General features: G+C 46.1%; 12 protein-coding genes. All 12 read left to right on the forward strand.

The genetic code is table 11. The features are described 5' to 3' along the window. The first annotated feature begins 6 nt into the window (after nt 1-6). The 12 genes from INQ51_RS07320 to icd all read left to right on the forward strand — a co-directional run bounded on the left by INQ51_RS07320 (nt 7) and on the right by icd (nt 14,771). On the forward strand, nt 7-1,014 hold the full coding sequence (locus INQ51_RS07320) for a vWA domain-containing protein (RefSeq protein WP_119439310.1): 1,008 nt from the start codon (nt 7-9) through the stop codon (nt 1,012-1,014). A gap of 13 nt (nt 1,015-1,027) precedes the next feature. Then, on the forward strand, nt 1,028-2,062 hold the full coding sequence (locus INQ51_RS07325; protein ID WP_233377276.1) for a VWA domain-containing protein: 1,035 nt from the start codon (nt 1,028-1,030) through the stop codon (nt 2,060-2,062). 36 nt (nt 2,063-2,098) lie between these two features. Further along, nucleotides 2,099-2,899, forward strand: coding sequence for a tetratricopeptide repeat protein (locus INQ51_RS07330; RefSeq protein ID WP_233377277.1), 801 nt, complete (start codon nt 2,099-2,101; stop codon nt 2,897-2,899). A gap of 132 nt (nt 2,900-3,031) precedes the next feature. Further along, nucleotides 3,032-4,864 (forward strand): BatD family protein, encoded by a 1,833-nt coding sequence (locus INQ51_RS07335; protein ID WP_233377279.1) that lies wholly within the window; start codon nt 3,032-3,034, stop codon nt 4,862-4,864. Nucleotides 4,865-4,892: 28 nt separating this feature from the next. After that, the gene (locus tag INQ51_RS07340; protein WP_233377281.1) at nt 4,893-5,648 is read left to right on the forward strand and encodes a tetratricopeptide repeat protein; all 756 of its coding nucleotides are present in this window, start codon (nt 4,893-4,895) and stop codon (nt 5,646-5,648) included. A gap of 190 nt (nt 5,649-5,838) precedes the next feature. Beyond that, complete coding sequence (locus INQ51_RS07345) at nt 5,839-6,159, forward strand: hypothetical protein (protein WP_119439307.1); 321 nt, start codon at nt 5,839-5,841, stop codon at nt 6,157-6,159. Between the two features lie 147 nt (nt 6,160-6,306). Next, complete coding sequence (locus INQ51_RS07350) at nt 6,307-7,452, forward strand: NEW3 domain-containing protein (protein ID WP_233377282.1); 1,146 nt, start codon at nt 6,307-6,309, stop codon at nt 7,450-7,452. Between the two features lie 3 nt (nt 7,453-7,455). Continuing rightward, nucleotides 7,456-8,430: an ABC transporter ATP-binding protein gene (locus tag INQ51_RS07355; protein WP_233377283.1), complete on the forward strand. Its 975-nt coding sequence runs from the start codon at nt 7,456-7,458 to the stop codon at nt 8,428-8,430. Next, a complete protein-coding gene (locus tag INQ51_RS07360) occupies nt 8,420-9,385 on the forward strand; it encodes an ABC transporter permease (RefSeq protein WP_233377285.1) in 966 nt (321 codons plus the stop codon). Before INQ51_RS07355 ends, INQ51_RS07360 begins: the two co-directional genes overlap by 11 nt. A 430-nt stretch (nt 9,386-9,815) precedes the next feature. Next, a complete protein-coding gene (locus INQ51_RS07365) occupies nt 9,816-12,077 on the forward strand; it encodes an aconitate hydratase (RefSeq protein ID WP_233377287.1) in 2,262 nt (753 codons plus the stop codon). Between the two features lie 188 nt (nt 12,078-12,265). Then, nucleotides 12,266-13,492 carry an isocitrate dehydrogenase (NADP(+)) gene (locus INQ51_RS07370; RefSeq protein WP_233377289.1) on the forward strand — a complete coding sequence of 409 codons (1,227 nt, stop codon included), beginning with the start codon at nt 12,266-12,268 and terminating at the stop codon, nt 13,490-13,492. Nucleotides 13,493-13,505: 13 nt separating this feature from the next. Next, the gene (icd, locus tag INQ51_RS07375) at nt 13,506-14,771 is read left to right on the forward strand and encodes an NADP-dependent isocitrate dehydrogenase (RefSeq protein ID WP_233377291.1); all 1,266 of its coding nucleotides are present in this window, start codon (nt 13,506-13,508) and stop codon (nt 14,769-14,771) included. Nucleotides 14,772-14,796: the final 25 nt, after the last annotated feature.

Below are 14,796 nucleotides of genomic sequence, written 5' to 3' on the forward strand. Positions count from 1 at the left end.
AGAAGGATGTTGGAAGGATTGACATTTAAGAACCCGGAACTATTCCATATTTTATGGGTACTGATACCCATGACGGCCTGGTATATTTTCCGGCAGAAAAAAAATACAGCAAGCATCCAGGTTTCAACTACAGCACCGGTGTTTAAGGCGCCGCTGACGATCCGTCATTACCTGCGTCACCTGGTGTATGTTTGCTTTGTAATTGCACTGGCCTTTTTTGTGGTGGTACTGGCCCGCCCACAATCGTCGAAAAACTGGGAGACAAGTGAAACAGAAGGAATCGACATTGTGGTGGCACTCGATATTTCGAGCAGTATGTTGGCGCAGGATTTTCAGCCCAACCGTTTGGAAGCAGCCAAAAATGTGGCCATGGAATTTATTGCAGGCCGTGAATACGACCGCATGGGTCTGGTAGTTTTTGCCGGCGAGGCGTTTACGCAATGTCCGCTCACCACCGACCGTGCCGTGTTGCTGAACCTTTTTAAGGATATTCACAGCGACATGATCGAAGACGGTACGGCCATCGGAAACGGACTGGCCACCGCCGTAGCCCGTTTGAAAGACAGCGAAGCCGTGAGCCGCGTGGTGATCCTGCTGACCGACGGTGAAAACAACCGCGGAGAAGTAGCGCCGGTTACGGCTGCCGAAATTGCCAAAACCTTTGGGATACGCGTTTATACCGTTGGTGTGGGATCGATCGGAACAGCGCCCTACCCTTTCCGGGTGCAAACACCCTTTGGCGAACAGGTGCAACTACGCGATATGGAAGTAAAAATCGACGAGGAAACCCTGCAAAAAATTTCGTCGCTGACTGATGGAAAGTATTTCAGGGCCACCGGCAACACCAAATTGGAAGAGATCTACAAGGAGATCGATGCACTGGAAAAATCCAAGATCGAAGTACGCGAATTCAGCCGCAAATCGGAAGAATTCATGCCCTTCGCGCTGCTGGGAGCCTTGTTTTTGATCCTGAGTTTATTTTTAAGGATAACGATATTCAGAACCATCCCATAAATAATGTTTGAGTATGGAAATGTTTAGATTTGGAAATAGCGAATATTTATGGGGGCTGTTACTCATTCCGTTACTGACCCTGTTTTTTGCATGGTCGCGTATTGCACGCCGCCGGGCATTGAAAAAGTTCGGAAGAAGGGAAATGCTCGAACAGCTGATGCCTTTCAGTTCGCGTACGCGCCCGGTAGTTAAGTTTATTGTGCTGATGCTGGCGCTGGCTTTTATCATTACCGGACTTGCCCGCCCGCAGTTTGGTTCGAAACTGAAAACCGTAAAGCGTGAAGGCGTGGAGCTGATCATCGCCCTCGATGTATCAAACAGCATGATGGCCGAGGACATTCAGCCCAACCGACTGGAACGGGCCAAGCGCGCCATCTCGCGCCTGATCGACCGTTTGGAAGACGATAAAATCGGGTTGATCGTGTTTGCCGGCGATGCTTATACCCAACTGCCGATTACGGCGGATTACAATTCAGCCAAATTGTTTTTGAACTCGGTAAATACGCAGATCGTTCCGAAACAGGGAACCGCCATTGGCGCTGCCATCGACCTGGCACACCGTTCGTTTACTCCGGGCGAAAAAGCCAACAAGGCGATCATCGTGATAACCGATGGCGAAAACCACGAAGACGACGCGATTGCTTCTGCCAAAGCAGCACTCGAAGACGGCATCATTGTCCACACCATCGGAATGGGGCTGCCATCTGGCTCTCCTATCCCGGTTTTGAGAAACGGACAAACCGACTACATGAAAGACCGCGACGGAAATGTGGTGATCACCAAGTTGAACGAACAGATGCTGGAGCAGATATCGGCAGCCGGCAGTGGAATTTACATCCGCGCCAACAATGCCCAGGTAGGTTTGAATACGCTTTTTGACGAGATCAATAAAATGGAAAAACAGGAAATGGAATCGCGTACCTACTCGGAATACGACGACCAGTTCCAGTTCTTTTTTGCGATAGGACTTTTCCTCCTGTTACTCGAATTTGTTATTCTGGAAAGAAAAAACAAGTATCTGAAGAACATTCATTTGTTTAAGAGTTAGTTGGAAAACTGAAGTTGAAAGTTAGAAGAGAAAAAGATGAAGAGAATTTATTACATAGTTTTGCTTGTATTGATTGCCGGGAATGTTTTTGCGCAAAACGAACGCAAATTTGTCCGCAACGGCAACAAGCTGTTTATGGAAGCTGTGCGGGATACCACCCAAATAGATTCGGTAAAATTCAGCAATGCAGAAACCGAATACCGCAAAGCACTGAACAAACGCCCCAACGACCTGAAGTGGAACTACAACCTGGCAGATGCCATGTACAAACAACAGCGTTTTGAGGATGCCGAAGGGAAATTCAGCGAACTGGCCGAAAAAATGGAAGAGCCGGTGGAACGTGCTTTTGCCAACCACAACTTGGGAAATACCCAGCTGATGCAAAACAAACTGGACGAAAGCATTGAATCGTACAAAAAAGCCCTGCGCGAAAATCCTTCTGACCTGGAAACAAAGTACAACCTGGCCTATGCACAAATGCTGAAAAAACAACAGGAGCAGCAGCAACAACAAAATCAGCAAAACCAGGATCAGAATAAAGATCAAAACAAAGACCAGCAGGACCAGAACAAGGATCAGCAAAATAAAGATCAGAACAAGGACCAAAACAAAGATCAGCAGGATCAGAATAAAAACCAGGATCAAAACAAGCAGAATCAGGATCAGCAAAACAAAGATCAGCAACAGCAGCAACAACCGCAGCAAAACAAGATCTCGAAACAGGATGCTGAACAGCTGCTGCAGGCTTTGCAAAACGACGAACGTAAGATTCAGGACAAGGTAAAGAAAGAAAAGGCCGCCAAAGCCAAGCGGATGCAGACCGAGAAAGAGTGGTAGAAGAGAAAGGCGAAGGCTGAGGCTAAGTTAGGAACGTAATGAAAATTGCGGCTGTATTAAATAAAAAAGCTCGTAGCTCATAGCTTGAAGCTCGTAGCTAAAAAATAATAATTTTGTAGGCTTTACAAGACAATGAGGACACTGATAACATACATTTTTCTGGTAAGCATACTTGGAATTGCCCATGCGCAGGACACCCGATTTACGATGTCGGCTCCGAATGCCGTGGAAAACGGACAGCAATTCAGATTAAGTTTTACACTCAACGACCGGGGCAACAAACTCCAGCTTCCTCCGGGATTAAGCGACAACTTTCAGATTCTGATGGGACCCAGCACTGGCCAGTCGACCAGTATACAAAGCATTAACGGGCGCACCACCTCCGAAACCACTTATTCGTACACCTACATTTTGCGCTCTAAAAAGGAAGGTACTTTTGAAATAAGACCGGCCTCGATCGAAGTGGATGGCAAAGTAATTGAATCCAATTCACTAACGATCCAGGTGGTAAAATCGCAGTCGCAGCCTTCTCAGCAGCAGCAACAGCCAAGCGGAGGCGGACAGACACAACAGGGTACCACAGAAACGCTGAACCTCAGCAAAGACAACCTTTTTGTTCGCGTTGATTTAAGCAAAAGAAACGTGTTCCGCGGAGAACAGATCATCTCCACCGTAAAACTGTATGTGGATCCGAACATCCCGATCTACGGCTTTGACGAAGTAAACCTCCCTACTTATGAGGGATTCTACACCCAGGATATGGAGATTCCGCAGCAGATCAATTTCACCCGCGAAGTATACAACGACAAAATATACCAGGTCGGCATCCTAAAGAAAACGATCCTGTTCCCGCAGCAAAACGGGAGCATACAAATAAAACCGTTTAGCTTGTCGCTGGTAGTCAGGCAACGCGTAAAGCCGCGTAGTTTCTTCGACGACTTTTTTGACAGCTACCGCAATGTGAAGGCGCACGTTACCAGCGACCAGGTTTCGGTAAATGTAAAAGACCTGCCCGCTGCACCCAAGGATTTTATGGGCGGTGTGGGGAATTTCAGCGTCAGTTCACAAATCAGCAGCGAGAATGTAACCACCAACGATGCGGTAACGCTTACGTTAAAAATAAACGGCAACGGGAACATTCGCCTGGTGCGCACACCGGAACTTCAGTTGCCCAGTGATTTTGAAGTTTACGACCCGCGTGCTACCGACAACGTAAAAGCAAGCGATAACGGCGTTTCGGGTACCAAAACCATCGAGTACTTGTTCCAGCCGCGTTTCGAAGGTGATTATACCATTCCTTCGATCAAATTCTCGTGGTTCAACCCGGCGTCGGGAAGGTACGAATCGGCTGCCACGCCCGAGTACACCCTGCATGTAACAAAAGGAACCGAAGAGCAATCTGCCACCGTGGTGAGCTCGCTGAGAAAAGAAGACCTGCAGCTGATCGGAAAAGACATCCGTTACATTCAACAGGGAAATCCATCGCTGCGTGCCAAGGGTGATACCTTCTACGGAAGTGTATTGTTTTACCTCTTGTATGCAGGAAGTGCTTTGCTGTTCGTGATCTTATACATCGTTTACCGGAAGAAAGCACGCGAAAATGCCAACATTGCGCTGATGCGTAACAAAAAGGCCAACCGAGTTGCCACAAAACGTCTGAAAGCAGCTGCGGGCTTTATGAAGCAGAACAACAACGAAGCTTTCCACGATGCTATTCTGAAAGCTTTCTGGGGATACCTGAGCGATAAGCTGGGAATTCCGGTGGCCGATCTGAACCGGGAAAGTGCAGTGGCCGGACTGCACAGCAAAAATGTAGACCAGCAGGTGATCACCGACTTCGAAGATGTTATCGGTCAGTGTGAATTTGCCCGCTATGCGCCCGCCGGAGGCTCTGAAGCACGTCATGAGCTCTATAAAAAGGCTGAAGCAACCATGAGCCGGTTCGAGAAACAGATTAAGAAATAGTGTTCATTCACCGTTTACAACAGAAGAAATGAAGAAGTTATTTGCTATCATATTATTTGCCCTCCCCTTTTTCCTGAATGCCCAGGAAAACAATACCGCTTTGTGGGAGCAGGCCAACAACCACTATACGGCCGAAGAATACCAACAGGCCATTTCAGCTTACGAACAGATACTGACCAATGGGCAGGAATCGGCTAAACTGTATTTTAATTTGGGAAATGCGTATTACAAAGCCGGTGATGTTAACAATGCCATTCTGAATTACGAGCGGGCGCAAAAGCTGGCTCCGCAGGATGAAGACATCGCTTTTAACCTGCAAATTGCCAACCAGTTTGTGGTCACCAAAATCGAAGAATTGCCTAAGCCTTTCTTTCTGCGCTGGAAAACATCGGTTATCAATAAATACCCAACCGATACCTGGGCAGCCATAAGTGTAGGCGCTTTTATTCTTTTCCTGCTGCTGCTGGGCTTGTTTTTATTTAGCAAGAGCTCAACAGCCAAACGTTTTGCATTCTGGTTTGGGATCCTGGCGGTTGTATTTTCAGGCTTCACGTTTTCGTGGGCAGCCCATCAGAAGGCGGTGATCAACAAACATGACCAGGCCATTGTATTTTGCCCGAGGGTAACCGTGAAGAGTTCGCCCGCAGAAACGGGAACCGATTTATTTTTGATCTACGAAGGCGTAAAAGTGGATATAACCGACCGCCTCGACAGCTGGAGAGAAATCAGGCTGGCCGACGGAAACAAAGGCTGGTTACCCGATTCGTGCATTGTGACGATTTAGTATTACCCAAAATACCTATAAACCATTGTCACTGTAGTTTTGAGATGCTTGTTTCTATTAAACATATTCCAGATTTTTTAACGCGCGTTAACTTTGTTTTACACTTTTCAGCATAAAATGTAAATAAATTTGTACCACCTCAAAAAGTTAATTATTACGTTCAATCGTGGATTTAATAAAGAGATTTTGAATGGAAAAACTGGTTTTAATATTTCTTGCTTTAGGCTTTCTGCTAAGGCCGGAGACAAACACCGGCACAATACTCAGGGATAACAGATCAGCAGTTTATGTAGGCATCTACACGGGCCATATTTTCTCCGACAACATTGATACTCCTACTTTTCGAAGCGATGATTACGATCATCCGGATATCGCACTTACCGAAAGTCCGGTAAAAAGATACACCGAAACCACAAAAAATGAATTAAAAGATACTGGCCCTGTTGACAAAACAAGGACAATGTACCATCTGTATATTTACGATCTTCCGCCTCCAAACAGTCACTGTTAAACATTTTCGATTACCTCCCTTCACCCAAAAATTCTAAAAACGAATTGCAATTTATTAACGCAGTAATACAGGTTGCTTGTAAGCAATTATCGGCCATCGGAAAACTATTATTGAATCAATAAATATGTAAAACTAAAAATCAGTGACATGAACAAATTACTACTTATCAAATCTTTTATTGTTACCACATTTCTGGTGTTGTTTTCGTTTAATCAAAGTAAGGCACAAACCGACAGTCTGGTTCTTTATACGCCTTACACAAAAGTTTCAGTCTCTCCGGGAAATTCGGTTAGCTACTCGATTGATGTGATCAACAAGGGATCAAAGATCCGGAACGAAGACATCTCGGCGAGTAACATTCCCCGTTCCTGGGATCACAGCATCACCGCCGGAGGTTACAACATCGACAAACTGGCTACTTTGCCGGGCGAAAAGAAAACACTCACGTTGAAAGTGGACGTTCCTTACCAGGTAAAGAAAGGCAATTACACTTTTTATGCGAAAGCAGGCAGTGTTTCTTTGCCCTTAACCATCAATGTTTCATCGGCGGGTTCGAGCGTAACAGAATTTACCTGCGACCAAAAAAACATGGAAGGAACTTCGAGCTCGTCCTTTACATTTAACACCACGCTCAAAAACAAAACCGCCACTAACCAGCAATATGCTTTAATGGCAGATGCACCGCGTGGCTGGAGTGTAGTTATAAAACCCAATTACAAGCAGGCAACCTCAACCGAGGTAGAAGCCAACGGGACCAAAAGTATCAGCTACGAAGTAAAACCGTCGCCCTCGGTAAAAGCCGGCACCTATAAAATTCCGGTAAAAGCGGTTTCGGGTTCCACCTCTGCCGACCTGGAATTTGAAGTCGTGATCACTGGTACCTACGAAATGAATCTGAGCACGCCATCGGGTCTGTTAAGTGCGCACATTACTGCAGGCTCGGAAAAGAAAATAGAACTGACGGTAAAAAACAGTGGCACAACTGATCTGGAAAATGTGGAATTGAAAGCATCGAAACCCAAAGACTGGAGTGTTACTTTTGAGCCAGCCAAAATCAGCAAAATCGCCCCAGGACAAACCGAAACGGTTTATGCGACCATCACAGCTGCGAAAAAAGCCATTCCGGGCGATTATGTGGTTCAAATGGACGCCAAAACACCCGAAGTAAATTCATCCGCTTCATTCCGGCTTTCGGTCAGAACTCCCATAACCGTAGGTTTGGTCGGAATTGTAATTGTGGTGCTGGTACTGCTGGGTATTGTTTTTCTGTTCAAAAAATACGGAAGGAGGTAAGCCGTGGCCGAACCAATTATCCAATTACAAAACATTAGCAAGAAATACGGCGACTTTACCGCAGTTGACGATCTCTGTCTGACCATCGAAAAAGGTGAAATATTTGGATTGCTCGGACCCAACGGTTCGGGAAAATCAACCACCATTTTGATGATGCTGGGATTGACCGAACCAAGCGCCGGCGAAGTGAAAGTGTGCGGGATCGACTCAACCAGTCACCCCATCGAAGTAAAAAGAAAAGTGGGTTATCTGGCCGAAGATGTTGGTTTTTACGATGATCAAACGCCACTTGAAAACCTCGTTTATTCAGCCATGTTAAATGGTATTCCCAAAAAAGAGGCCATCAAAAAAGCAGAAGAGCTGATCGAGCGTGTGGGATTAACCGGAGTTAAAAACAAAAAGACCGGGAAATTCTCGAAAGGAATGCGGCAACGACTGGGACTCGCCGATGTGCTGATCAAAGATCCCGAAGTGATTATTCTGGATGAACCTACTTCCGGCATCGACCCAAAGGGAGTGCAGGACTTTTTAAACCTGATCATTGAACTTCGTGACGAACACGGGATCAGCATTCTCTTCTCTTCACACGACCTGCAGCATGTGCAGCAGGTTTGCGACCGTATCGGCATTTTTTTGGAAGGAAGGCTAATGGCTGTTGGGGACATTCGTTCACTATCGGCCAAACTTCTGACAGGCGGAAGATACCTGATCGAACTGGGAGCCGACAATTCGCGCGAAGCGGGTAAAAAACTAACGCTCGGCTGGTTTCAAAACCTGGCCAGCAACATGAACGAAATTGATTCGGTAAGCGAAGAAAATGGATTGTTTAAAGTTCTATCGTCACAAGATATTTCGCTCGTGCTTTCAAAAAAGATCATGGAAGAAGGCTACAACCTGAATTTTCTGAATAAAAAGGAATTTGGCATTGAAGCCATTTATAATCATTTAATGGAAGGAGGAACGGCTTATGCAAACTAACCATTCAATCGTTCGTCCGTTTTGGGTGATCGTAAACAAAGAGATTTCTGACATCATTAAAAGCTGGCGGTTCATTATTATGCTGGCCATTGTGCTGCTTACCTGTACCGGCTCGCTTTACACTGCTTTTACAGGTTTTGCTACGGCCAAACCAACCAACGATCCTGAAGAATCCTTTTTCTTCCTGAAACTGTTTACGATTTCAGACGGAACGCTTCCGTCATTTATCGTTTTCATCAGCTTTCTGGGACCTCTGCTCGGAATCAGTATGGGGTTTGACGCCATTAACTCAGAACAAAACAAGGGAACGCTCAGCCGGGTTCTGTCGCAGCCTATTTACCGCGATTATGTATTGAACGCCAAATTCCTGGCATCTCTTATCGTGCTGAGCATCCTGTTTTTCTCACTCAACCTGCTGGTTTTGGGATTTGGACTGGTCATTATCGGTATTCCTCCCACCGCGGAAGAAGTTTTCAGAATACTCATGTTCTCGATTGTCAGCATTGTTTATGTTGCTTTCTGGCTGAACCTGTCCATCTTGTTTTCCGTCGGGTTCCGGCAGGCAACAACCTCGGCGTTGGCGGGCATTTCCATTTGGTTATTCTTCAGCATATTCTATAATATGATCGTCAACGTAATCGCCAAAGGAATTTCGCCCCGGCAAATGATAAGCGAATACCAGCTGGTTTCGTTGCAAAAACTGATTCAAAACATTATGCGCCTCAACCCGGGACAGTTGTTTGACGATGCCACCACTACCCTATTGGTTCCGGGCGTGCGTAGCCTTGGTCCGCTTACCATGGAACAAATGAGCGGTGCCATTCCCAGTCCGCTGCCATTGGGGCAAAGTATGATGCTGGTGTGGCCACAGATAACCGCCTTATTTGCAGGAACGCTGGTTTTCTTCGGGCTGGCTTATATGTTATTTATGCGTCGGGAAATACGCTCCAGATAACATTATCTGTTTCAAAACCCCGATTTTGAAAAACCAGAATTATTCACCAAAGGCTGCCACTAGAATCGGCAGCCTTTTTTATGCCAAACCTCTTTGCGCTAAAACTTTCCACTCAATATCAACCTCTCGCTTAAGACGACATAACCCTTCAAAATTTAGTTATGGATTGACTTCGCAAAAAGGGAAGAAATTAGTATATTAAAACCCTTTAAAGCTGAAAAGACAGCTTAAATAAAAAGCCGAAAAGAACTGTGACCAACATTACAAACCTTTGTTTACAAAACAACTTAATTTAAACGGCCAGTCAATCGATTTAACTAAAATATTATAGTAAAATTCTATCGGATTTTCATCAACATTTAAAGCGTATTGTTGTTAAGAAATTGCGACAGAATAATTCAAGGAAACATTCAAAAAAACTAAATATCTTATGTTTGATTCAGACCTTATCAAAAAAGTTTATTCAAAGCTACCGGAGAGAGTTCAGAAAGCGAAAGAATTATTAAACCGGCCCATGACCTATGCCGAAAAGATTTTATATGCGCATCTTTTTGAAACCCAGGAACTGGCAGCTTTTGAAAGAGGTACAGATTACGTAGATTTTGCACCCGACAGAGTGGCCATGCAGGATGCAACTGCACAAATGGCGCTGCTTCAATTTATAAATTCAGGAAAGAAAAGAACCGCGGTTCCTTCTACGGTTCACTGCGACCACCTTATTCAGGCGCAGGTGGAAGGAAAAACCGACCTTTCGGTAGCCAAAGATGCCAACAAAGAGGTTTTTGACTTTCTGGAATCAGTTTCGAACAAATACGGAATCGGTTTCTGGAAACCGGGTGCCGGGATCATTCACCAGGTAGTTTTGGAAAATTACGCTTTCCCCGGGGGGATGATGATCGGAACCGACTCACACACCGTTAATGCGGGCGGACTTGGAATGGTGGCCATTGGCGTTGGCGGTGCCGACGCGGTGGATGTAATGGCCGGAATGGCCTGGGAACTGAAAATGCCTAAAATGATTGGAGTAAAGCTTACCGGCAAACTGAGCGGTTGGACTTCACCTAAAGACATTATATTAAAGGTTGCCGGAATTCTTACCGTAAAAGGTGGAACCGGAGCCATTATCGAATATTTCGGAGAAGGCGCCCAATCGCTTTCAGCAACCGGAAAAGGGACCATTTGCAACATGGGTGCCGAAGTGGGCGCCACCACCAGTATTTTTGCTTACGACGAAAGCATGGAGCGCTACCTGAACGCTACCGGAAGATCGGAAGTGGCAGCCATCGCCAACCAGATGAAAGACGTGCTGGATGCTGACCCGGAAGTGTATGCAAATCCTGAGAAATATTACGACCAGCTGATCGAGATCAACCTTTCGGAACTGGCTCCGCATTTGAACGGGCCATTTACGCCCGACCGTGCCACACCAGTTTCGGAAATGAAAAAGGTGGCCGAAGAAAACGGCTGGCCCGTTGAAGTTTCGGTTGGTTTGATCGGAAGTTGTACCAACTCGTCGTACGAAGATATTTCAAGAGCAGCATCGATTGCCAAACAGGCCGAAGAAAAAGGTTTGATCACCAAAGCCGAATTTACGATCACTCCGGGTTCGGAGCAGGTTCGTTTTACCATCGAACGCGACGGATTTATCGATACGTTTGAAAAAATTGGCGGGAAAGTATTTGCCAACGCCTGTGGCCCGTGTATCGGACAGTGGGCGCGCGAAGGGGCCGATAAGCAGGAAAAGAACACCATCGTTCACTCCTTTAACCGAAACTTCTCGAAACGTGCCGACGGCAATCCCAATACGCATGCGTTTGTTACCTCACCCGAGATGGTAACGGCGTTGGCTATTGCCGGCCGACTCGACTTTAATCCGCAAACCGATACATTGACCAACAAAAACGGAGAAGAAGTAAAACTGGATGAACCAACAGGCTTTGAACTTCCACCCCAGGGTTTTGATGTGGAAGACGCGGGATTTCAGGCTCCGGCAGAAGATGGTTCACACGTAGTGGTAAATGTAGCACCTGATTCAAATCGTCTGCAGTTGCTGTCGCCTTTCGAAGCATGGGACGGCAAAAACATTACAGGCGCCAAATTGCTGGTAAAAGCATTCGGGAAATGTACCACCGACCATATTTCGATGGCAGGGCCTTGGTTGCGCTACCGCGGTCACCTCGATAATATTTCGAATAACATGCTGATTGGTGCCGTCAATGCATTCAACGACGAAACCAACAAGGTAAGAAACCAACTGACCGGTGCGTACGAAGAAGTTCCAAAAGTTCAGCGTCAGTACAAAGCTGCGGGTATACCAACCGTAGTGATTGGCGACCAGAATTACGGAGAAGGCTCTTCGCGCGAACACGCAGCAATGGAACCGCGCCACCTGGGTGTTCGTGCGGTAATTGTAAAGTCTTTCGCGCGTATTCACGAAACCAACCTGAAAAAGCAGGGAATGCTCGGATTGACCTTCGCCAATGAGAACGATTACGACCTGATTCAGGAAGACGATACCTTCAACTTTGTTGACCTGGTTGATTTCGCACCCGGTAAGCAGCTCACACTTGAAGTGGTTCATGCCGATGGATCAAAAGACACCATCCAGTTAAATCACACCTACAATCAGCAACAGATTGAATGGTTCAAGGCAGGATCAGCGCTTAACCTGATCAAACAACAAAACGCTTAATAAGCAGCAAACAATCCTGAAAGGATTAAACATAAATTTCCCCGGGCTTCGGCCCGGGAACATAACATTTAAGAAACGAAAGGTGCAGCCACGCCCGCTTTATGAAAAGTAAGCTGAACCTGCACCGCATAGAAAAAGTTGATTGAAACACAATCAAAAATTAAATAACCAGTAAATTCAAAAGAAACATGCAAAAGATCAAGGTTCTCAACCCGGTAGTAGAGCTCGACGGAGATGAAATGACCAGGGTTATTTGGGATTTCATCAAACAAAAACTAATTCTTCCCTATCTCGACATCGACTTAAAGTATTACGATCTGGGAGTTGAAAGTCGCGACGCTACCGACGACCAAATTACAGTGGATGCTGCCAATGCCATCAGAAAATACGGAGTAGGCGTAAAATGTGCCACTATTACACCCGACGAAGCCCGTGTGGAAGAGTTTGGGTTAAAACACATGTGGAAATCGCCCAATGGCACCATTCGTAACATTTTGGGAGGAACCGTGTTTCGTGAACCGATTATGATCTCGAATATTCCGCGCCTGGTTCCGGGATGGAAACAGCCCATTTGCATCGGACGTCACGCTTTTGGCGATCAGTACAAAGCAACTGATTTCGTAACAAAAGGAAGAGGCAAGCTGACCATCACTTTTACACCGGAAGACGGTGGTGAAACCGTTTCACACGAAGTATACGATTTTGAAGGCGACGGAGTGGCAATGGCCATGTACAATACTGATGATTCGATTACCGGATTTGCCCGTTCGTGTATGAACCAGGCACTGGATAAAGGCTGGCCTTTATATATGTCAACCAAAAATACCATCCTGAAAAAATACGATGGTCGTTTTAAAGATATTTTCCAGAAAATCTACGAAGAGGAATTCAAAGACAAATTTGCTGCGGCCGGAATTACTTACGAACATCGTTTGATCGACGACATGGTAGCAGCTGCGTTGAAATGGGACGGCGGCTTTGTTTGGGCCTGTAAAAACTACGACGGCGACGTACAAAGCGACACCGTTGCACAGGGATTTGGCTCACTTGGACTGATGACATCCGTATTGATTACTCCGGATGGAAAAACCATGGAAGCCGAAGCCGCTCACGGAACGGTTACACGCCACTACCGTCAGCACCAGCAGGGGAAACCGACTTCGACCAACCCGATCGCATCGATTTTTGCCTGGACACGTGGACTGGCCTTCCGTGGCAAACTGGATGACAACCAACCGTTGATTGATTTTGCCAATGCACTGGAAGAAGTTTGCATTGAAACCGTGGAATCAGGAAAAATGACCAAGGACCTGGCGTTGATTGTTCACGGCGCCGATTTAAAGTCGGAACACTACCTGACTACCGAACAATTCCTGGAAGCGCTGGATGAAAATCTCCAAAATAAACTAAATTAACGAATTGTAATTGATGACAAATAAAACCAAAATAATCAACGGGAAGCTTTTTGTGCCTGACCAGCCGGTGATTCCGTTTATTGAAGGAGACGGTATTGGCAAAGACATTACAGGCCCCTCGCAAAGGGTACTGGATGCAGCGGTTGCCAAAGCCTATGGCGACGAAAAACGACTGATCTGGAAAGAGGTGCTGGCCGGCGAAAAAGCCTACAAGGAAACCGGAAATTATCTTCCGCAGGAAACACTGGATGCTTTTAAGGAACATTTGGTTGGGATTAAAGGTCCGCTTCAAACACCGGTTGGAGAAGGAATTCGTTCGCTGAACGTTGCCCTCCGCCAAACACTGGATTTGTATGTTTGTCTGCGCCCCGTGCGTTGGTTCAAAGGCGTGCCCTCTCCCATTCGTTATCCTTCGATGGTTGACATGCATATTTTCCGCGAAAACACCGAGGATATTTATGCCGGCATCGAATATATGGCGGGAAACGAAAAGAGCAAAAAATTTCGTGATTTCCTGATCAACGAAATGGGTGTGGACAAAATCCGCTTTCCCGAGAGTTCTTCTTTTGGGGTAAAACCTATTTCGAAAGACGGTTCAGTGCGTTTAACCAAAGCAGCCATTGAATACGCCATTCTGCGAAAACTACCTTCGGTGACGATCGTTCACAAAGGAAACATCATGAAGTTTACGGAAGGAGCCTTCAAGAACTGGAGTTACGACTTGGCGGAAACGGAATTCAAATTGCAGACTTTTACCTGGCGTCAGTACGAAAAGATCAGGGAAGAAAAAGGTCAGCTGGATGCCGACAAGGCGCTGGATGAAGCCAAAAAAGACGGAAAAGTGATCGTAAAAGATTGCATCACCGACGCCTTTTTGCAGGAATCGTTGCTGCACCCTTGGGACCACTCGGTAATTGCCACTATGAACCTGAACGGAGACTACATTTCCGACCAATTGGCCGCAATGGTTGGTGGTATCGGAATTTCTCCCGGTGCAAACATCAACTACCACAGTGGTTATGCCATTTTTGAAGCCACTCACGGAACCGCACCGAATATCGCAGGTACAGGAAAAGCCAACCCCGGTTCGTTGATCCTTTCGGGAGTGATGATGTTGGAATACCTTGGCTGGGACGAAGCTGCAGAACATGTTTACGATGCCATGGAGCACGTGTTTGCCAAACGAAAGGTAACATCCGACCTGCATTCTCAGATGGAAGGTGCTACGCTGCTAACTACCTCCGAGTTTGCGGATGAAATCATTAAAAATATGCATTGATCAATAATAATCAAACAAATACAAT

It is taken from the genome of Maribellus sp. CM-23, assembly GCF_021354595.1.
GTDB lineage: Bacteria > Bacteroidota > Bacteroidia > Bacteroidales > Prolixibacteraceae > Draconibacterium.

Excerpts from the sequence above, each read along its gene's own strand:
- INQ51_RS07320 (WP_119439310.1), top strand. The coding sequence starts at position 7 with ATGTTGGAAGGATTGACATTTAAGAACCCGGAACTATTCCATATTTTA.
- INQ51_RS07325 (WP_233377276.1), top strand. The coding sequence starts at position 1,028 with ATGGAAATGTTTAGATTTGGAAATAGCGAATATTTATGGGGGCTGTTA.
- INQ51_RS07330 (WP_233377277.1), top strand. The coding sequence starts at position 2,099 with ATGAAGAGAATTTATTACATAGTTTTGCTTGTATTGATTGCCGGGAAT.
- INQ51_RS07335 (WP_233377279.1), top strand. The coding sequence starts at position 3,032 with ATGAGGACACTGATAACATACATTTTTCTGGTAAGCATACTTGGAATT.
- INQ51_RS07340 (WP_233377281.1), top strand. The coding sequence starts at position 4,893 with ATGAAGAAGTTATTTGCTATCATATTATTTGCCCTCCCCTTTTTCCTG.
- INQ51_RS07345 (WP_119439307.1), top strand. The coding sequence starts at position 5,839 with ATGGAAAAACTGGTTTTAATATTTCTTGCTTTAGGCTTTCTGCTAAGG.
- INQ51_RS07350 (WP_233377282.1), top strand. The coding sequence starts at position 6,307 with ATGAACAAATTACTACTTATCAAATCTTTTATTGTTACCACATTTCTG.
- INQ51_RS07360 (WP_233377285.1), top strand. The coding sequence starts at position 8,420 with ATGCAAACTAACCATTCAATCGTTCGTCCGTTTTGGGTGATCGTAAAC.
- INQ51_RS07365 (WP_233377287.1), top strand. The coding sequence starts at position 9,816 with ATGTTTGATTCAGACCTTATCAAAAAAGTTTATTCAAAGCTACCGGAG.
- INQ51_RS07370 (WP_233377289.1), top strand. The coding sequence starts at position 12,266 with ATGCAAAAGATCAAGGTTCTCAACCCGGTAGTAGAGCTCGACGGAGAT.
- icd (WP_233377291.1), top strand. The coding sequence starts at position 13,506 with ATGACAAATAAAACCAAAATAATCAACGGGAAGCTTTTTGTGCCTGAC.